Origin of the sequence: Fertoeibacter niger (assembly GCF_009380135.2) — a bacterium.
GTDB classification, from domain to species: Bacteria; Pseudomonadota; Alphaproteobacteria; order Rhodobacterales; family Rhodobacteraceae; genus Fertoeibacter; species Fertoeibacter niger.
The window spans coordinates 163007-180758 of record NZ_WHUT02000006.1; the positions used below are offsets into that span (position 1 = coordinate 163007).

21 protein-coding genes are annotated in these 17752 nt (G+C 64.3%); 3 read left to right on the forward strand and 18 right to left on the reverse strand.

Annotated elements, in window-relative coordinates:
- Positions 1–75: 75 nt before the first annotated feature.
- From GEU84_RS11710 to GEU84_RS11735, 6 genes are all read right to left on the reverse strand, one after another.
- The gene (locus tag GEU84_RS11710; protein WP_152825580.1) at positions 76–714 is read right to left on the reverse strand and encodes a glutathione S-transferase family protein; all 639 of its coding nucleotides are present in this window, start codon (positions 712–714) and stop codon (positions 76–78) included.
- Between the two features lie 55 nt (positions 715–769).
- Positions 770–982, reverse strand: coding sequence for a hypothetical protein (locus GEU84_RS11715; RefSeq protein WP_174539824.1), 213 nt, complete (start codon positions 980–982; stop codon positions 770–772).
- 31 nt (positions 983–1013) lie between these two features.
- On the reverse strand, positions 1014–1217 hold the full coding sequence (locus GEU84_RS11720) for a DUF4287 domain-containing protein (RefSeq protein WP_152825584.1): 204 nt from the start codon (positions 1215–1217) through the stop codon (positions 1014–1016).
- 79 nt (positions 1218–1296) lie between these two features.
- The gene (locus GEU84_RS11725) at positions 1297–3075 is read right to left on the reverse strand and encodes an acyl-CoA dehydrogenase C-terminal domain-containing protein (RefSeq protein ID WP_152825586.1); all 1779 of its coding nucleotides are present in this window, start codon (positions 3073–3075) and stop codon (positions 1297–1299) included.
- Between the two features lie 19 nt (positions 3076–3094).
- Positions 3095–3487 carry a MerR family transcriptional regulator gene (locus GEU84_RS11730; protein ID WP_152825588.1) on the reverse strand — a complete coding sequence of 131 codons (393 nt, stop codon included), beginning with the start codon at positions 3485–3487 and terminating at the stop codon, positions 3095–3097.
- A gap of 183 nt (positions 3488–3670) precedes the next feature.
- Complete coding sequence (locus GEU84_RS11735; RefSeq protein ID WP_152825590.1) at positions 3671–4036, reverse strand: MerR family transcriptional regulator; 366 nt, start codon at positions 4034–4036, stop codon at positions 3671–3673.
- Positions 4037–4170: 134 nt separating this feature from the next.
- On the opposite strand from GEU84_RS11735, the gene GEU84_RS11740 reads away from it, so the two are divergent.
- Genes GEU84_RS11740 through GEU84_RS11750 form a run of 3 tightly spaced genes read left to right on the forward strand, consistent with a single transcriptional unit; the run spans position 4171 to position 6441 of the window.
- On the forward strand, positions 4171–4611 hold the full coding sequence (locus tag GEU84_RS11740) for a PaaI family thioesterase (protein ID WP_152825592.1): 441 nt from the start codon (positions 4171–4173) through the stop codon (positions 4609–4611).
- Positions 4608–5120: a PaaI family thioesterase gene (locus tag GEU84_RS11745; protein WP_152825594.1), complete on the forward strand. Its 513-nt coding sequence runs from the start codon at positions 4608–4610 to the stop codon at positions 5118–5120. The genes GEU84_RS11740 and GEU84_RS11745 overlap by 4 nt, the downstream gene beginning before the upstream one ends.
- A gap of 46 nt (positions 5121–5166) precedes the next feature.
- Entirely contained in the window at positions 5167–6441 is a 1275-nt protein-coding gene (locus GEU84_RS11750) for an MATE family efflux transporter (protein ID WP_241427661.1), read from the forward strand.
- Between the two features lie 108 nt (positions 6442–6549).
- On the opposite strand, the gene GEU84_RS11755 is transcribed toward GEU84_RS11750, so the two are convergent.
- From GEU84_RS11755 to GEU84_RS11810, 12 genes are all read right to left on the reverse strand, one after another.
- On the reverse strand, positions 6550–7311 hold the full coding sequence (locus GEU84_RS11755) for a TIGR02186 family protein (RefSeq protein ID WP_152825598.1): 762 nt from the start codon (positions 7309–7311) through the stop codon (positions 6550–6552).
- Complete coding sequence (locus GEU84_RS11760) at positions 7308–8228, reverse strand: sulfite exporter TauE/SafE family protein (protein ID WP_152825600.1); 921 nt, start codon at positions 8226–8228, stop codon at positions 7308–7310. Before GEU84_RS11760 ends, GEU84_RS11755 begins: the two co-directional genes overlap by 4 nt.
- Positions 8229–8326: 98 nt before the next feature.
- Positions 8327–9127: a purine-nucleoside phosphorylase gene (locus tag GEU84_RS11765; protein WP_152825602.1), complete on the reverse strand. Its 801-nt coding sequence runs from the start codon at positions 9125–9127 to the stop codon at positions 8327–8329.
- A gap of 1 nt (position 9128) precedes the next feature.
- Positions 9129–10097: an ABC transporter permease gene (locus GEU84_RS11770; RefSeq protein ID WP_152825604.1), complete on the reverse strand. Its 969-nt coding sequence runs from the start codon at positions 10095–10097 to the stop codon at positions 9129–9131.
- Entirely contained in the window at positions 10097–11242 is a 1146-nt protein-coding gene (locus tag GEU84_RS11775) for an ABC transporter permease (protein WP_152825824.1), read from the reverse strand. The genes GEU84_RS11770 and GEU84_RS11775 overlap by 1 nt, the downstream gene beginning before the upstream one ends.
- Positions 11242–12810 (reverse strand): ABC transporter ATP-binding protein, encoded by a 1569-nt coding sequence (locus GEU84_RS11780; protein WP_152825826.1) that lies wholly within the window; start codon positions 12808–12810, stop codon positions 11242–11244. Before GEU84_RS11780 ends, GEU84_RS11775 begins: the two co-directional genes overlap by 1 nt.
- A gap of 18 nt (positions 12811–12828) precedes the next feature.
- Positions 12829–13824, reverse strand: a complete 996-nt coding sequence (locus GEU84_RS11785; protein ID WP_152825606.1) for a BMP family lipoprotein — start codon at positions 13822–13824, stop codon at positions 12829–12831.
- A gap of 189 nt (positions 13825–14013) precedes the next feature.
- Positions 14014–14427 (reverse strand): ribosomal protein S18-alanine N-acetyltransferase, encoded by a 414-nt coding sequence (gene rimI / locus GEU84_RS11790; protein ID WP_152825608.1) that lies wholly within the window; start codon positions 14425–14427, stop codon positions 14014–14016.
- A complete protein-coding gene (gene tsaB, locus GEU84_RS11795) occupies positions 14424–15086 on the reverse strand; it encodes a tRNA (adenosine(37)-N6)-threonylcarbamoyltransferase complex dimerization subunit type 1 TsaB (protein ID WP_152825611.1) in 663 nt (220 codons plus the stop codon). The genes rimI and tsaB overlap by 4 nt, the downstream gene beginning before the upstream one ends.
- Positions 15076–15648, reverse strand: coding sequence for a NifU family protein (locus tag GEU84_RS11800; RefSeq protein WP_152825613.1), 573 nt, complete (start codon positions 15646–15648; stop codon positions 15076–15078). The genes tsaB and GEU84_RS11800 overlap by 11 nt, the downstream gene beginning before the upstream one ends.
- Before the next feature lie 73 nt (positions 15649–15721).
- Positions 15722–16579 carry a DUF2189 domain-containing protein gene (locus tag GEU84_RS11805; protein WP_152825616.1) on the reverse strand — a complete coding sequence of 286 codons (858 nt, stop codon included), beginning with the start codon at positions 16577–16579 and terminating at the stop codon, positions 15722–15724.
- Positions 16580–17245: 666 nt separating this feature from the next.
- Positions 17246–17701, reverse strand: a complete 456-nt coding sequence (locus GEU84_RS11810; protein ID WP_152825618.1) for a universal stress protein — start codon at positions 17699–17701, stop codon at positions 17246–17248.
- Between the last annotated feature and the right edge of the window lie 51 nt (positions 17702–17752).

Consider the following 17752-nt stretch of genomic DNA (forward strand, 5'->3'; position numbering starts at 1 on the left):
CTCCTTTGTGAATTGCCAGGTTTGAGTGTCGCACACTTTGGTCTGGGGGCTCATGCACGAGCATTTTCTCTCAGTTTACGCCCGGTCACTCGGATTGCCGGGCATCATGTCATAGGGGTGCGCCCAGCCGGGCAGGGCGGAAATCCGGTCAAGCCAGCTGTCGATATGCGGCCAGTCGGCGCGGGCGAAACCAAACGGTTCGGGGTAGTAAAGGTAGCCGCAGCAGGCGGTGTCAGCGATGGTGATCTGGTCGCCCACCATCCAGTTGCGCCCCGCCAGATGGTCGTTCAGCACGGTATAGGCGGCTTTCAGACGGCCATGCATGAAGGGGATCACGCCTTCGGGGCGCTTGTCTTCGGGCAGGAAGTTCATCAGGAACCGGGTCATGCCCGCCTGCGACGACAGTTTGTGATTGTCCCAGAACACCCAGCGCAGCACGTCGCGCCGTTCCGCTGCCGAACGCCCGCCCAGCTTGCCGGTTTTGGAGGACACATAATCCTGGATCACCCCCGATTGCGTCAGCACCAGATCGCCATCGGTGAATACCGGCACCTCGCCCATCGGGTTCAGCGCGCGGAATTCCGGGGTGCGGGTCTCGCCGTTGAAGAAATCGACAAAGACCGGCTCCCATTCCATGTCGGCCAGCGTCAGGGTCAGCGCCGCCTTGTAGGCATTGCCCGATTCGCCAAAGCAGTAAAGTTTCGCCATCGTCATCTCCCGTTTCCCGGCTGATCCGGGCCCGGCTTGTCCGGGACTGCGCATGGGGCGCTCATTTCTTGCGGGCGTCCAGTTCCGAATTGAACAGGCGCAGCCGGTGGGTCAGGTTGTCGTGGTGGATCACGCTGCTGTAGTTTTCAAAGATGAACGACACCGCCTCGCCCTCGTCCAGCCCAGCCTCATGGGCGAAGGTTTTAAGGCGGCGGTAGCCGTCTTCGGTCATGGCGATGGGAAAGCGGCGGGTCAGGCGAAAGCGTTTGGGCACGGGTAGGCTCCTCTGCGGGGCGGATGCGGGATCAGTCGCGTTTGCCCTTGAAGTAAGCATGGATCGCCATCGCATGGCCATGGCCAAGGCCGAAGTCGGCCTTCAGCCAGTCGGTGATGACGGTCGCCTTGGCCAAAGGCTCCAGCAGGCCCTTTTGCGCCGCCAGCGCCTTCAGATCCTCTGGCGACTTGCCGGTTTTGGCATGCACATTGTCCAGATAGGCCTGAAACGACATTGTCTCCCCCTTAATCCGCGGCGCCGGGCAGCACAGATTTTTCGTGCGAAAAATCCTCAGCCGCCCGGCCTTTCGCCCCTCAGAACGCCTCGGCCGGCAGCGCCATCACCGGCTCGGCCCCGGTTTCGATCCGGGCCAGATGCATGGCGGTGGCGGGCAGTTGCCGGGCCATGTAGTAGCGGCCCGTCGCAATCTTGGCCTCGTAATAATCGCGGTCGCTGGCACCCTCGTCCAGTGCCGCCATCGCAGCCTTGGCCATGCGCGCCCACATCAGACCCAGGCAGACATGGCCCATCATGTGCATGAAATCATACGACCCGGCCAGGGCTGCATTCGGGTTCTTCATCCCGGCCTGCATGAAATACATGCCCGCCGCCTGAACATCCTTTGACGCCTTCTTCAGCGGGTCAAGGAAGCCGGGTTTCAGCCGGGCGTCACCTTCGTTTTCCTTGATGAAATCCTTCACCATGGCAAAGAAGGCCAGCACATGCTTGCCGCCGTCCTGCGTCAGCTTGCGGCCCACCAGATCAAGCGCCTGAATGCCGTTGGCCCCTTCATAGATCTGGGTGATGCGGGCGTCGCGGGCAAACTGGCTCATGCCCCATTCCTCGATATAGCCATGCCCGCCGAACACCTGCTGCGCGGCCACCGCCGTGTCAAAACCCTTGTCGGTCAGGAAGCCCTTGATCACCGGGGTCAGCAGCGAAATCATGCCCTCGGCGGCCTGATCGCCCTGCCGCACGGAACGGTCGATCAGATGCGCGCCCCAGAAGGTGAAAGCGCGGGCGCCTTCGACAAAGCTTTTCTGATCCATCAGGTTGCGGCGGATGTCGGGATGCACGATCAGCGGGTCGGCGGGTCCGCCGGGGTTTTCGGTGCCGGTCACGGCGCGGCCTTGCAGGCGGTCGCGGGCATAGGCCACGGCATTCTGATAGGCGGCCTCGGCCACCGCATAGCCTTGCAGGCCCACGCCCAGCCGCGCCTCGTTCATCATGGTGAACATGGCGCGCATGCCCTTGTGTTCCTCGCCCAGCAGCCAGCCAACAGCGCCGTCATAATTCATGACACAGGTGGCATTGCCGTGGATGCCCATCTTTTCCTCGATCTTGCCGACCGACAGGGCGTTGCGGTCGCCAAGGCTGCCGTCCGCATTCACCAGATACTTCGGCACGATGAACAGGCTGATGCCCTTGGTGCCCTCACCCCCGCCCGGGGCCTTGGCCAGCACCAGGTGGATGATGTTTTCCGCCAGATCATGCTCGCCGGCCGAAATGAAGATCTTCTGCCCCGTGATGCGGTAGCTGCCGTCGCCCTGCGGCTCGGCCTTGGTGCGCATCATGCCCAGATCGGTGCCGGCATGCGGCTCGGTCAGGTTCATCGTGCCGGTCCAGTCGCAGGCAACCATTTTTGGCAGATAGGTGGATTTCTGTTCCGCCGTGCCATGGGCGTGGATCGCCGAATAGGCGCCATGCGTCAGGCCCTGATACATGTTGAAGGCCATGTTGGCGGAAATGAACATCTCGCCCACCGCGGTCGCCGCCACATAGGGCAGGCCCTGGCCACCATATTCCGGGTCACAGTCGAGCGCCGTCCAGCCGCCCTCTTTCATCGCGGCGAACGCCTCGGCAAAGCCCGATGGCGTGCGGACCACGCCGTTTTCAAGCCGGCAGCCCTCGCGGTCGCCCGACACGTTCAGCGGCGCCAGCACGTCACGCGCAATCTTGCCCGCTTCTTCCAGCACCGCCGCAGTGAAGCCTTCGTCCAGATCCTCATAGCCGGGGATGCCGGTTTCGGTCACTTTCAGGACATTGTGCAGGATGAATTGCATGTCCTTCACGGGGGCGGTGTAGCTGGGCATTCTCGGTCTCTCCCTGTCTTTATTCGGCGGCCTTGCGGAACCCGGCAATCGCCGATTCACCCCAGGCCAGCTGGTCTTTCAGTTCTGCAATCGCCTCGTCCAGTTCGGCGCGCTGCGCCTCCATCTGGGCCAGACGTTTGCGGGCAATCTCGTAGGTGCGGATAAGCTGCACCTCCTGGCTGCCATCGCGGTCATACAGATCCAGCAATTGCCGGATGTCTTCCAGACTGAAGCCAAAACGCTTGCCGCGCAGGATCAGCTTCAGCCGCGCACGGTCGCGCCGGGTAAACAGGCGCTTGGTGCCTTGGCGTATCGGGAACAACAGTTCCTTCGACTCGTAAAAGCGCAGGGTGCGGGGTGTTACATCAAAGGCCGCGCACATCTCGCTGATGGACATTACATCGTTGGTCATCGTCTCTCTCGCAGGATCATCCTCAGGGCAATTCATGCCGCAGCAGATGGTTCCCTTGCGCAGAGCTTACTAGATCAGTTGACGTTAACGTAAATGTAACGTCACGTCAGAAAACCGCTGACGTTATGTCAGTTTTGTAAGGTGGATCGGCGGGATTTTGCAGGCAGTCTGCGGGCCGCCGGATCAGATCTGCGCGGCTGCCGTATCGCGCAGGGCCCGCAGATCGGCGATCGTCACCTCCAGCTCGGCCTGCTGGCGGGTCAGTTCGGCCAGCTGCCGGTCGGCCATCCCGATCCAGGCTTCAAGCTGGGTCTTGTTGCCCTTTTGCTGGTAGATCAGCAGCCATTGGCGGATTTCCTCCAGCGAAAAGCCAAACCGGCGGCCCCGCAGGATAAGCGTCAGCCGGGCCACCTCACGCGCGCCATAGAACCGCGCGCGGCCTTCCTTCTGCGGTTGCAGCAGTTCGATGTATTCGTAATAGCGCAGCGTGCGCGGGGTCACGTCGAACTTCGCGCACATTTCCTTGAAGGTCAGCATGGTGTCTGGCATGGCGCATCTCCCTTGTCATCAGGTTAGGGCCAACGGGCAAAGCGCGCAATCGTTCCGGTTGTTTGCCCCTTGCGGCCCCAGGTGGAACGGCGGTTAATGCGCTGACCTGCCACCCCCGCCCCGCCGAGGACGCCATGAGTGATACCGAGACCCGCGCCCGCCAGTTCGTGAATGCACTGCCGCATTGCCGCGCGCTGGGGATGGAACTGGACAGTATCGGTGACGGGCGGGCGCAGGTGTCCATGGCCTATGACGCGCGGTTCATCGGTGATCCGGCGACAGGAGTGATTCACGGCGGCGCGGTATCGGCGCTGATGGATACCGCCTCCGGCACCGCCGTGATGGTGCATCCGACGCGCCCGGGCAGCACCGCCACGCTGGATTTGCGCATTGACTACATGCGCCCGGCGACCCCCGGCCAGCGCATCACGGCGCGGGCCGAATGCTATCATGTCACCCGTTCGGTGGCCTTCATCCGCGTGACGGCGACCGATGATGACGAATCGCGCCCCGTCGCCACGGCCACGGGGGCCTTTACCGTAGAACGCCCCGCCGCCAAGGGAGGCACCACATGATCCGCCCCCGCCCCGAACCCGTGCAGGTGATCAAGCAGCGCCGCGATGCCGCCTTGCGCGCGCTGGTGGGTGGCGTGCCCTATATCGCATTCCTTGGCATCCAGTTCGACCGGCGGGGGGACGAGCTGACCGCAATCCTGCCGTTCACCGAAAGCCTGATCGGCAACCCGATTCTCCCTGCCCTGCATGGCGGTGCCACCGCGGCGTTTCTTGAGGTGGCGGCGATCATCGAGCTGAGCTGGTCAACCCTGTGGGAAGACATGGAACAAGGCCGCATCGACCCGGCCGCAGGCACCTTGCCGCGCCTGCCCAAGACCATTGATTTCACCGTGGATTACCTGCGCGCCGGTCTGCCGCGCGATGCCTATGCACGCGCGCGGGTCAACCGTTCGGGCCGCCGCTATGCTTCGGTGCATGTCGAGGCCTGGCAGGACAACCGCAGCCGGCTGTTCGCGCAGGCCACCGGGCATTTCCTGATGCCGGAACGCGATGCCTCCACCAAAGCCTGAACCCGACGCGACGGCCAGGGCCATCACGCACCGACGCATCCTGCGCATGGCGGTGCCCATCGTGCTGTCGAATGCCACGGTGCCGCTGCTGGGCGCGGTGGATACCGGGGTGGTGGGGCAGCTGGGGCTGGCTGCACCCATCGGGGCCGTCGGGCTGGGGGCTGTGGTGCTGGCCACCGTTTACTGGATTTTCAGCTTTCTGCGCATGGGCACATCGGGGCTGGCCGCGCAGGCGCATGGCGCGGGCGATCTGGCAGAACGTTCGGCCATATTGCTGCGCGCGCTGATCATCGGCGGGGTGGCAGGGCTGCTGTTCGTGGTGCTGCAAGCCCCGATGATGGCCGGGGCCTTTGCACTGGCCCCAGCCAGTGCCGAGGTGGAGGGGCTGGCCCGGCAATACCTGTCGATCCGCCTCTGGGGTGCGCCTGCCACCATCGCGCTTTATGCAATCACCGGCTGGCTGGTGGCGCTGGAGCGGATGCGCGGCATCCTGTGGCTGCAATTGTGGATGAACGGGCTGAATATCGCGCTGGATCTGTGGTTCGTGCTGGGCCTGGGCTGGGGCGTGCCGGGTGTCGCCGCCGCCACGCTGATTGCCGAATGGACAGGGCTTGCGCTGGGGCTGTGGCTGTGCCGCGATGCCTTTGGCCCGGTGTTGGGGGCGGCGCGGGCGCGGCTGGCTGATCGGGCGGCGCTGCGGCTGATGATCGGGGTGAACCGGGACATCATGGTGCGATCAGTGCTGTTGCAGGCCTGTTTCACCACCTTCATCTTTTACGGCGCGGGCTTTGGCGATGTGACGCTGGCCGCCAACCAGGTGCTGTTGCAGTTTCTGGAGGTGTCGGCCTATGCGCTGGATGGTTTCGCCTTTGCCGCCGAGGCGCTGGTGGGGCAGGCGGTGGGGGCGCGGTCGGTGGCGGGGGTGCGGCGGTCATCGGTGATGCTGGGGCAATGGGGGGCCGGGGGCGCGCTGCTGCTGGCGCTGGTGTTCGCGCTGGCAGGGCCAGCGATCATCGACCTGATGGCCACGGATGCCGGGGTGCGCGCCGAGGCGCGGCTGTATCTGCCCTGGCTGGTCGCGGCCCCGCTGATCGGCGTGACCAGCTGGATCCTTGACGGGGTGTTCATCGGTGCCACGCAGACACGGGCGATGATGCTGACCATCATGGTGTCGGTGGCGATCTATGCGGTGGCGCTGCTGGCCTTCGTGCCGCTGATGGGCAACCACGGTCTTTGGGCCGCGCTGATGGTTCTGAACGTGGCGCGGGGTGTGACGATGCTGCTGGCCTATCCGGGGGTGGAACGGCGGGCGCTGGGCTGATTGTGCGGGCGGAGCCGGGGGGTTTCACACCCCCCGGACCCCCCGTGGGATATTTGTGTCTGGAAAGAGGGAAAAGAGGCGGCAGTCACAGGGGTGCTGCGCCCATGGTCAGAGCCGCACCAGCCGGAACGCCGTCGATGCCCCCCAGCCTGCCCCCACCGCCAGCAGCAAGGACAACAGGCCGTAAAGCAGCGGCTTGTCCTGTGCCATGGTGAAGATCAGCCGTTCCATGCCGGTTTTCTGCACGCCGATGCTGCGTTCCAGCGCATCCACCACCATGCCGCCGCGCGTCAGGAAGATGCGCACGCGGTAATCGCCCTCGGTCAGGTTGGCGGGCAATTCCACATCAGCGCGGAACAGCGTGTCTTCGCTGAGCGTGACCTGGCCTTCGTTCAGGATATAACGCCCCTCGGCTGCCCGGATGCGCAGTAGCGCGTCCAGAAAGCTGGGCGCTTCTTCGGCATCGTCGCTGATCCCCACGGCACGCACGGCACTGGCAATGGTGATGCGCTGGCGCAGGTTTTCGGTGTTGGACAGGATGTCATCCAGCGGGCCGGTGGTGTGGATGGCGTAAAAGCTGGGAGCCCGGCTGATGTTCACCGCCTCGGCATTCACCCAGATGCCCGCCCGGCGCTCTTTCTTGCGCACCACCAGCGGCGTTGACGGGCCTTCGACCGTTACTATCACCTCCAGCTTCGGCTCATCCGGGGCAGCCGCCTCACGCTTGACCGCACCATAGATCAGGATTTCGGACCCGCTGAAATCCGCCGTGATCGCCACGCTGGTCTGGCTGAGGCCCGCGACGATGCGTTCCTCTTGCGCCATGGCGGGCACGGTCAGCAGCCACAGGGCCAAAGCCGCGCGGATCATGGCAGCACCCCCGGCCCCACCGAGTAAAGCTCGGACGGGCGCAGCAGCAGGTCAAGCGCGATCTTGCCGCAGACTGCCAGCACCAGAAGCGCCAGCAGGATGCGCAGCTGTTCCGCCTTCAGCCGCACCCCCACACGCGCGCCCATCTGCGCGCCGATCACCCCGCCAAGGATCAAAAGCAGCGCCAGCACCATATCAACGGTCTGCGAGGTGACGGCATGCATCAGCGTGGTGAAGGCGGTGACGAATATGATCTGGAACAGCGATGTGCCGATGACCACCTTGGTCGGCATGCCCAGCAGATAGATCATCGCGGGCACCATGATGAACCCGCCGCCCACCCCCATGATGGCCGCCAGAAACCCCACCAGCGCCCCCACCATCATCGGTGGCAGCACCGAGATATAAAGCCCCGAGGCGCGGAATTTCATCTTCAGCGGCAGCTTGTGCACCCACAGATGCACGTGGGACCGCCGGATCGGAGCATTGGCGCGGTTGGCCCTGCGCAGGCTGCGCAGGCTTTCCTGCAACATCAAGGCCCCCACCAGCCCCAGAAACAGCACATAGGCCAACTGCACGAACAGATCGACCTGCCCTGCCGCCGTCAGCAGGGCAAAGACCCATATCCCCAGCCCCGACCCCAGCATGCCCCCCGCCAGCAGCACCCCGCCCATGCGGAAATCGACCGCCTTGCGCTTCATCTGCGCCAGCACGCCGGACACGGATGAGGCCACCACCTGATTGGCCCCGGTGGCCACCGCCACGGCGGGCGGAATGCCGATGAAGAACAGCAGGGGCGTGATCAGAAACCCGCCACCCACGCCGAACATGCCAGACAGAAACCCCACGATTCCGCCAAGGCCCAGCAAAAGAAAGGCATTGACCGATACTTCGGCGATGGGAAGGTAAAGCTGCATGGGCGGGTGATCAGCGTTCTGGCGGGGCTTCAGGCGGGCTGAACCCAGACTGACGCTGCAGGGCAGCGCTTGTCAAACACTTGTCCCGGCTGGGGGATTCATCGCAGCCCGCGCAGGAATTCGCGCAACACCCGTTCCAGTTTCGTGGCGCCGATGGGGGCCATGGCCTTGGTGTGTTCATGGCTGATCTGTTCGTCGCTCATCCCCGCCGCCATGTTGGTGACGGTGGAAATGGCTGCAACGCGCAGGCCCAGAAACCGCGCGAGGATCACCTCGGGCACGGTGGACATGCCCACCGCATCACCGCCCAGAATGCGGATGGCGCGGATTTCGGCCGGTGTTTCAAAGGATGGGCCGGAATACCACGCATAGCACCCCTCGGGCAAAAAGATATGCAGCGTCTTGGCGGCCGCCAGCAGCGCCGTGCGCAGATCTGGGTCATGCGCGGCTGTCATCGGCACGAAACGGTCATCGGTCTTTTCACCGATCAGCGGGTTCAGCCCGCTGAAATTGATGTGATCGTTCAGCAGCATCAGATCGCCGGGCCGCACATCGGGGCGCAGGCTGCCCGCCGCATTGGTGGCGATCAGCGATTCCGCCCCCAGCGCCTTCAACACCGTCAGCGGCAGGCGCATGGCCGAAGGGTTGCCGTTTTCATAGTAATGCTCACGCGCGCCGAAAACGGCCACGCGCACCCCTTCCAGATCGCCGATCACGAGGTTCGGGTTGTGCCCCGACACGCCCACATGCGGAAAGCCCGGCAGATCGGCATAGGGAATGGCCACGCCATCAACCGCATGGGCCAGATGGCCAAGGCCCGACCCCAGGATCAGCCCAAGTTTGACCGGGGCATCCCCGGCCCGCTCACGGATCAGGGCGGCCAGCGTTTCGGCGCTCATGTCAACGTTCCTTCACATAGGGCTGGCCGCCCGCGCGGGGCGGTATGGCCTTGCCGACGAAACCGGCCAGCACCAGCACGGTCAGCACATAGGGCAGGGCATCCAGCGCAGGCACCGGCACCTTGAAGCGCAGCACCGCCTCGACCACATCGGGCCGAAGCGCCAGCGCCTGAAAGAAGCCGAACAGCAGCGTGGCCCACAGCGCGGCCCAGGGCCGCCATTTGGCGAATATCAGTGCGGCCAGCGCGATATAGCCCCGCCCCGCCGTCATCTCGCGCCCGAAACCGGCCTGCAGCGCCGTGGCCATATAGGCCCCCGCCAGACCGCACAGCACCCCGGTGATCGCCACGGCGGCATAGCGCAGCGCCACCACAGACACGCCCGCCGTATCCACCGAGGCGGGGTTTTCACCCACGGCCCGCAGCCGCAGACCAAACCGCGTGCGGTAAAGCACCCACCACGACAAAGGCACCAGCGCCAGCGCCAGATAGACCAGAATGGAATGCCCCGAGATCACCTCGGCGTAAAGCGGGCCAAGAACCGGCACACCGCGCAATTCCTCGGCAAAGGGCAGGGTCAGCGGGTTGAACCGCGCGTCGCCGGTCAGCGGCGGGGTGCGCCCGCCCTGGCCGAACATGCGCTGTGCGATCAGCACCGTAACGCCCGAGGCCACGAAATTCAGTGCCACCCCCGCGATCAACTGGTTGCCGCGGAATGTGATCGAGGCGATGCCATGCAGCGCGGCCAGCACCAGCGAGGCCCCTATGCCCGCACAAAGCCCCAGCCAGACAGAGCCGCTCAACGCCGCCACGGCACCCGAAGCCATGGCCGCCATCAGCATCTTGCCCTCAAGCCCGATGTCGAAAATGCCGGCCCGCTCTGAAAACAGGCCCGCAAGGCAGGCCAGCAGCAACGGCGTCGCCAGCCGCAGGGTGGAGTCAAGAATTTGCAGAAGTGTCGCGTAATCCATCAGGCCACCCTTGCCGTGCGGAAACTGAAGGCCCAGCGCAGCAGCATCCGCACCATCTGGTCCAGCGCGCCGGTGAACAAGATCACCAGACCCTGCACCACGATGCGCAATTCAATGGGGATCGATGTCCACAGCCCCAGCTCCGCCCCACCCTGATACAGGAACCCGAACAGGATCGCCGCCAGAAACACCCCCAGCGGGTGATTGCGCCCCATCAGCGCTACCGCGATGCCGATGAAACCGGCACCTTCGGACGAGTTTTGCAGCAGCCGTTCCGCCTCGCCCATCACGTTGTTGATGCTCATCAGCCCCGCCAGCCCGCCGGAAATCAGCATGGTAATCATGGTGATGCGCACCGGGTTGATGCCCGCGTATTTCGCCGCCGCCTCGGATTTGCCAAATGCGCGGATCTGATAGCCCAGTCGCGTGCGCCACAAAAGCAGCCAGACGACATAGCAGGCGGCCAGCGCGATCAGCAGCGTGACATTGGCGGGGACGTTTTGATAGGTCTGCAATCCGTCGGCACCAAGAATCGGCATCCCCGAACTGTCCACCCGCAGGAAAAGCTCGCGCAGGCCGGGAATGTCGCTCAGCGACGGCAGTTTCGCGCCCTCGGGGAAACGGGCCGTCGCAGGGTCCATCTGCCCCGCCGGGCGCAGCACATCGACCAGCAGATAGACGATCACCGCCGCAGCGATATAGTTGAACATGATCGTGGTGATAACGATATGGCTGCCGCGTTTCGCTTGCAGATAGGCCGGTATCGCCGCCCAGGCCGCGCCAAAGGCAGCCGCGCCCAGACTGGCGGCCAGCAAGGCCAGCGTCCAGTGCGGCCATGGCAGCGCCAGACAGACCAGCGCCACACCAAGCCCGCCGATCTGCGCCTGCCCCTCGCCGCCGATGTTGAACAGGCCCGCGTGAAACGCCACTGTCACCGCCAGCCCGGTGAACATGAAGCTGGTGGCGTAATACAGCGTATAGCCCCAGCCATAGGCCGACCCCAGCGCCCCATCCACCATCACGTTGAACGCCTCGACCGGGCTTTGCCCGATGGCCAGCAGCACCATTGCGGAAAAGAACGCCGCCAGCAGCAGCGAGATCAGCGGCACCAGCGCCACATCGGCCCATTTCGGCAGACGGTCCATCACGCGGCCTTTCCGGCAACACCGGCCATCATCAGGCCCAGGTCACGCTCATCGGTTGTGGCGGGGTCGCGGATGCCCATGATCTGCCCGTCGAACATCACGGCGATACGGTCTGACAGGCTCATGATCTCGTCCAGTTCAACGCTCACCAGCAATATCGCCTTGCCCGCGTCGCGCAGCGCCACGATCTGCTTGTGGATGAATTCGATGGCCCCGATGTCCACGCCGCGCGTGGGCTGGCCGATCAGCAAGAGGTCGGGGTTGCGTTCGATTTCCCGCGCCACGATGATTTTCTGCTGGTTCCCGCCCGAGAAGTTCTTGGCCGCCAGCAAGGGGTTGGGCGGGCGCACATCGAAACGCGCCATTTTTTTCTCGGTATCGGCCCGCAAGGCGTCATTGTCCATGAACAGGGCGTTTTTCTGGTATTCCGGCGCGTGGTGATAGCCGAAGGCGACGTTTTCCCAGGCCGCGAAATCCATGATCATGCCCAGATGCTGCCGGTCTTCGGGCACATGGGCGATGCCCTGCGCACGGCGGCTTTGCCCGTCGGAATGTTTGCCGGTCAAATCCAGTTCCACCCCGTTCAGCCGGATTGTGCCGGTGCCGCGCGCGATGCCGCCCAGAACCTCCAGCAGTTCCGACTGCCCGTTGCCTGCCACCCCCGCAATGCCCAGAATTTCGCCCGCGCGGATCGTCAGGCTGACGCCTTTCAGCCTTTCCACCTTGTTTTCGTCACGCACCGACAGGTTTTCCACCTCCAGCACCACCTTGCCCGGGGTCGCCGCGCGCTTTTCGACCTGCAACAGCACCTTGCGGCCCACCATCAGCTCGGCCAGTTGCTCGGGGCTGGTTTCCGCCGTTTTCACCGTGGCGGTCATCTGGCCGCGCCGCATGACCGAAACGGTATCGGTAATCTCCATGATCTCGCGCAGTTTGTGGGTGATCAGGATGATGGTCTTGCCCTGATCTTTCAATCCCTTGAGGATGCGGAACAGATGGTCGGCCTCGGCCGGGGTCAGCACGCCGGTCGGCTCGTCCAGAATAAGAATATCGGCCTGCCGATACAGCGCCTTGAGAATCTCCACCCGCTGCTGGTGGCCCACCGACAGATCCTCGATCAGCGCGTCGGGGTTCACGTCCAGCCCGTATTCGCGCGACAGATCCGCCAGAACGCGCCGCGCCTTGGCCAGCGAGGGGCGCAACAGCCCGCCATCCTCGGCCCCCAGGATCACGTTTTCCAGCACAGTGAAATTCTGCACCAGCTTGAAATGCTGGAAAACCATCCCGATGCCGGCGCGGATGGCGCTCTGGCTGTCGGGGATGGCGGTCAGCTTGCCGCCGATCAGGATCTCGCCCGCGTCGGCCTTGTAGAACCCGTAGAGGATCGACATCAGCGTCGATTTTCCCGCACCATTCTCGCCGATGATGCCGTGGATCGAGCCACGTTTCACCTGAATGGAAATGTCCTTGTTGGCCTGCACCGGACCGAAGGCCTTGGAAATGCCACGCAATTCGATGGCCAGCGGGGCCCCTGCATCGGGTAGGGCGGCAGTTGCCTGCCGCCCCATATCATTGCCCGAAACCATTCAGAACGTCGCGGCCGGGCAGGTGTTGTCGCTCATGTAGTCATGCACAACCAGTTCGCCCGAGATGATCTTGGCAGCGGCGGCATCGACCGCAGCTTTCATTTCCGGGGTCACGAGGGCCGCGTTGTGTTCGTCCAGCGCATAGCCCACGCCTTCGGATTTCAGATCCTTCACGGTGATGCCGCCGGTCATTTCTGTGCCTTCGGTGAAGGCGTCATACACGGCGTTGTCGACGCGCTTCAGCATCGAGGTCAGCACCTTGCCCGGGAACAGGTAGTTCTGGTTGCTGTCAACGCCGATCGAGAGGATCCCCTCATCCGCTGCCGCTTGCAGAACACCGATGCCGGTGCCGCCCGCCGCCGCATAGATCACGTCCGCGCCTTGGCTTTTCTGCGATTTGGCCAGTTCGGCACCTTTCACCGGGTCGTTCCACGCCGCCGGGGTGGTGCCGGTCATGTTCAGGATCACCTTGGCATCCGGGTTCGCGGCCACCACACCCTGCGCATAGCCGCAGCCGAAACGGCGGATCAGCGGAATGTCCATGCCGCCGATGAAGCCCACAGTCGCGGAGGTCGAGGCAAGCCCGGCCATCATGCCAACGAGGTATGAGCCCTCATGCTCGGTGAACACCACCGACTTCACGTTGGGCTGCTCAACCACCATGTCGATGATGGCGAATTTCGTGTCGGGGAAATCGGGGGCCACCTGGTTCAGCACATCGCCAAAGGCAAAGCCGGTCATCACGATCGGGTTCGATCCGGCCTCGGCCAGACGGCGCAGCGCCTGTTCGCGCTGGGCCTCGGACTGCATTTCCAGTTCCTTGAACGTGCCGCCGGTTTCGGTCGCCCAGCGGGTCGCACCGTTGAACGCGGCTTCGTTGAACGACTTGTCGAACTTGCCGCCAAGGTCAAAGATCACGGCAGGCTCGGCTGCGGCCACGCCGGATGTCAGCGCCAGCGTCGCCGCTGCGCCAAGCAGTTTGTGGATGAGGGTCATGGATGTCTCCCGGTTGTCATTGCTTGCGCCCGCCGTGGCACGGTGCCGCGCGCTGCGGCCCGCTCGCGGCAGGATCAGAAGCCAATGTAGGGCGGGAACGGGTTGACGGGTCAATAGATATTTATGTGACGCTGCCCGGGTTTTTATCTTTCGATCAAATATCCGGCAGGCGGCGGGTGTGCCCCGGGGTCAGACCAGCGCGCGCGTGAGGATCAGCGCATCGGTCCGCCGGCCGTCGGGCGCGTGGTAATAGCCCCGCCGGCGGCCCTGCACGGCAAATCCAGCCTGAGTGTAAAGGGCAAGGGCGCCGGTATTGTCGGCAGCCACTTCCAGAAACGCGGTCGCTGCACCGCGCGCCGCCGCCTCGGCCAGAAAACCCGCCAGCAAACTGCGCCCGATTCCCTGCCGCCGTGCCTCGGGGGCGGTGGCCAGGGTGATGAGTTCCGCCTCATCCGCCACCACGCGGCCCAGAAGAAAGCCCTGCGATTCGTGCAGCAGGAACGCGCCGGGGCTGGAAAGCGTCGCAATGAACTCGGCAGCGGGCCACGGCGGGGGCGTGGTGAAGCAGCGTGCATGCAGGGCGGCCAGCGCGTCGGGTGTCATGGCAGCGCATCAAGGATGACGGGCGGCGGGTCAGATGGTGGCGCGGCATCGGCCCCGCGCAGATAGAACGGGGCAGGGCGTGGCTGGGGTGTGGCAAGGCGCAACAGCGCTTCGCGCCCGATGGCTACGGCAATGGGGAAAAGCGGGGGCAGAACCACCGCGCCGGGCCGCAGAACGGCCAGCGCACAGGCGGCCGAACCAGCCAGACAAGGTGCCGTGATCGCCATGGACAAACTGTCCAGCGCCCCGATCTGCGCCGCAGACCCGCCCGCCGCGCCGAATTCCTGCGCATAGGCCTCGCCCCGGCGGGCGTCCTCGATCACCGCCACAGGGCGCGGCTGGCCATGTGCCAGCGCCGCAAAACGGGTGACGCCGATGGCGGGCACGTTCAGCCCCAGCGCCAGCCCGCGCGCGGCCGCCACAGCGATGCGGACGCCGGTAAAATTTCCCGGCCCGGTGCCCACGGCCAGCGCGGCCAGATCACGCCAGCCTGCGCCGCCCTTGGCCAGAACCTCTTCCAGCAGGGGCATCAGCCGTTCGGCCTGCCCCTTTTCCATCGGTTCTTCCCGCGCCGCCAGCACGGCATCACCACGCAACAAAGCGGCCGCGCAATGCGCGGCCGATGTGTCAAAGGCCAGGATCAGCGGCTCAGGCGGCAACGGGCCGCACTTCCAGCACTTCGGGAATGTAGTGGCGCAGCAGGTTCTCGATCCCCATCTTCAGCGTCAGGGTCGACGAGGGGCAACCCGCGCAGGCCCCCTGCATGTGCAGATAGACCACGCCCCGGTCAAAGCCGTGGAAGGTGATGTCGCCACCATCCTGCGCCACGGCGGGCCGCACGCGGGTATCCAGCAATTCCTTGATCTGGCGCACAACATCGCCATCTTCGCCGGTGTGCTCGGCATGCCCGCCACCATGGCTGACCGCCGATTGTTCACCCTCGATCACCGGGGCGCCAGACTGGTAATGCTCCATGATCGCGCCCAGGATGGCGGGTTTGATATGGTCCCATGCCACTGTTTCCGCCTTTGTCACCGTCACGAAATCGGTGCCGAAGAACACGCCGGTCACGCCGCCCGTTGCAAAGACCCGCCGCGCGAGGGGCGATTTTTCCGCCGCGTCGGCGCTGGGGAAATCGGCCGTGCCCATCTCCAGCACGGTCTGGCCGGGCAGGAATTTCAGCGTGGCGGGGTTGGGCGTGGATTCGGTCTGGATGAACATGGCAATCTCCAACGGTTCCTGTCGGATATGCGCCCTGCCGCCGCCCGAGTCAAGGTTTGGAACGGTTCTAAACTCAGGCCACCGCCGCGCGGTAGACATACCATGTGGCATGGCCCAGCAACGGCAGCACGATCACCAGACCCAGAAGCGCCGGAATGGCCCCCAGCGCCAGCGACCCGGCCACGATCATCCCCCAGACCGCCACCGGCCCCGGGTTCAGCAGCGCCACCTTGACCGAGGTGACAACCGCCACCACCACGCCCACGTTGCGGTCAAGCAGCAGCGGAAAGGATACGATGCTCATCGCCAGCACCAATGCGGCGAACAGGAACCCCACCGCGCAGCCGATGACGATCATCGCCCAGCCCGCCCCGGTGCCCAGCACCAGCTGCGCGAATGCCATCAGCCCGCGCGGCGTGTCGGCCCCGATGGTCAGCGTGGCGATCAGGTCGGCCACCATCACCCAGATCACAAAGATCAGCGCATGCAGCAGCGCAAGCAAGACCACCCCGCCGAATTTCGGCGATTGCAGCACGTCAAGATAGGCCAGCCAGTTCACCGGCTCACCCCGTTCCCGCCGGCGGCTCATCTCGTAAAGACCCACGGCGGCGACCGGCCCGACCAGCGCAAAGCCTGACAATACCGGGAAAATCAGCTGCACCGCATCGCCGCGCAGGGCAAAGGCGGCCAGCACCGCCCCGATGATCGGGTAGAGCAGGCAGACAAATACCACATCGCTGCGGAACGCGCCCAGATCCTCGGCCCCCTTGCGCAGGGCCAGCCGCAGGTCATCGACCGTGATCCTGCGGGGCACCGGCATCGCCTCGGCCTCGGCCTTGCCAAATGTGTCGCCCACGGATGCGGCATGGTCCAGCACGGCACCCGTGCCGCCGACAAGCCACGACAGCGGGTTTCCGATGGTCTTGGTCATCTGTGATCCTCCATGGGTCCGGTGCAGGACGCAGGGCAGGCACCGGATGCGACGGCATTGCAGGGCGAATGTGGCGCAGATCAGTGTATTGAAGTGAAGAATAGCACGATTCCCTGCCCGCGCGCGGTCACAATTCCGGGTTGTGGAGAAGCTAGCACAGCCTAAACGACGCTACCCCATTTAAGCGGCAGGAGAGTGCTAGCGGCTTTACGCAGCGAGCTGAATAGTTGAAAAAGAAGTTACTCGAAAGTCCGAACACCGCGCAAACGCTTCAATTGGTTTGATGTGAGTCGAATGCCTTGGAGCCTTCAATTCAACTCAGATGGTAGGGGTGACGGGTTCGCGTGCCCTTGAATGTGGATTTCAGCGAGCAGCCATCATGTTTTTGCATATGCTCAAAATGCGCGCGTTGCCCGGTAGTTCCCATGCGGTGTGCTCTCACTTGACCATGGCACTCGGGGCATCGAATTGATCCAACCCGTTTCGCACCCAATATGTCTTCAATTGTGCGCCGCACCCATTGAGTGGCGACCTTTTCTTCACATATGTCCCGCTCATCTATCATTTAGGAAGTATGTGCATTTGCTACCGTGGTGGCAACAGAAACCTTGGCAAAGCACCGGTTCGTTGAGCCGCAAAACGACGACCAAGAATCCGGCCAACTACTCACGTAATCGCCTCCAGCCGCTCCTTGGTCATGTCACCGGGCACGATGGTGATCGGGATGGGCAGGTTGCCGGAATTGCGGCTCATCTGCGTGACCAATGGCCCGGGCCCCGATTTGTCGGTGCCCGCGCCCAGCACCAGCACGCCGATTTCGGTATCCTCGCGCACCTGGGCCAGGATCTCCTGTACCGGGTCGCCCTCGCGGATCACCAGTTCGGGGTTCACGCCCTGCCGGTCGCGCATCCATTTGGCAAAGACCTCGAAATGCGCCTCGATCCGCTCGCGCGCTTCGGTGCGCATCAGATCGGCCACGCCCATCCAGTGCTGGTATTCCTCGGGCGGGATGATCGACAGGATCTGCACACCCGCGCCGGTATGGGCCGCGCGCAGCGCCGCATAGCGCATCGCGTTCAGGCATTCGCGGCTGTCATCCAGCACGACCAGAAACTTCCGCATCGCATATCCCCCATGCAGCGCCCGATCATGGCCGATCAGGGGCCCGGCTGT

Bases quoted from the DNA above. Each gene is read 5' to 3' on its own strand.
- GEU84_RS11710 (WP_152825580.1), bottom strand. From the start codon at position 714: ATGACGATGGCGAAACTTTACTGCTTTGGCGAATCGGGCAATGCCTAC.
- GEU84_RS11720 (WP_152825584.1), bottom strand. From the start codon at position 1,217: ATGTCGTTTCAGGCCTATCTGGACAATGTGCATGCCAAAACCGGCAAG.
- GEU84_RS11725 (WP_152825586.1), bottom strand. From the start codon at position 3,075: ATGCCCAGCTACACCGCCCCCGTGAAGGACATGCAATTCATCCTGCAC.
- GEU84_RS11730 (WP_152825588.1), bottom strand. From the start codon at position 3,487: ATGACCAACGATGTAATGTCCATCAGCGAGATGTGCGCGGCCTTTGAT.
- GEU84_RS11735 (WP_152825590.1), bottom strand. From the start codon at position 4,036: ATGCCAGACACCATGCTGACCTTCAAGGAAATGTGCGCGAAGTTCGAC.
- GEU84_RS11740 (WP_152825592.1), top strand. From the start codon at position 4,171: ATGAGTGATACCGAGACCCGCGCCCGCCAGTTCGTGAATGCACTGCCG.
- GEU84_RS11745 (WP_152825594.1), top strand. From the start codon at position 4,608: ATGATCCGCCCCCGCCCCGAACCCGTGCAGGTGATCAAGCAGCGCCGC.
- GEU84_RS11750 (WP_241427661.1), top strand. From the start codon at position 5,167: ATGGCGGTGCCCATCGTGCTGTCGAATGCCACGGTGCCGCTGCTGGGC.
- GEU84_RS11755 (WP_152825598.1), bottom strand. From the start codon at position 7,311: ATGATCCGCGCGGCTTTGGCCCTGTGGCTGCTGACCGTGCCCGCCATG.
- GEU84_RS11760 (WP_152825600.1), bottom strand. From the start codon at position 8,228: ATGCAGCTTTACCTTCCCATCGCCGAAGTATCGGTCAATGCCTTTCTT.
- GEU84_RS11765 (WP_152825602.1), bottom strand. From the start codon at position 9,127: ATGAGCGCCGAAACGCTGGCCGCCCTGATCCGTGAGCGGGCCGGGGAT.
- GEU84_RS11770 (WP_152825604.1), bottom strand. From the start codon at position 10,097: ATGGATTACGCGACACTTCTGCAAATTCTTGACTCCACCCTGCGGCTG.
- GEU84_RS11775 (WP_152825824.1), bottom strand. From the start codon at position 11,242: ATGGACCGTCTGCCGAAATGGGCCGATGTGGCGCTGGTGCCGCTGATC.
- GEU84_RS11780 (WP_152825826.1), bottom strand. From the start codon at position 12,810: ATGGGGCGGCAGGCAACTGCCGCCCTACCCGATGCAGGGGCCCCGCTG.
- GEU84_RS11785 (WP_152825606.1), bottom strand. From the start codon at position 13,824: ATGACCCTCATCCACAAACTGCTTGGCGCAGCGGCGACGCTGGCGCTG.
- rimI (WP_152825608.1), bottom strand. From the start codon at position 14,427: ATGACACCCGACGCGCTGGCCGCCCTGCATGCACGCTGCTTCACCACG.
- GEU84_RS11800 (WP_152825613.1), bottom strand. From the start codon at position 15,648: ATGTTCATCCAGACCGAATCCACGCCCAACCCCGCCACGCTGAAATTC.
- GEU84_RS11805 (WP_152825616.1), bottom strand. From the start codon at position 16,579: ATGACCAAGACCATCGGAAACCCGCTGTCGTGGCTTGTCGGCGGCACG.
- GEU84_RS11810 (WP_152825618.1), bottom strand. From the start codon at position 17,701: ATGCGGAAGTTTCTGGTCGTGCTGGATGACAGCCGCGAATGCCTGAAC.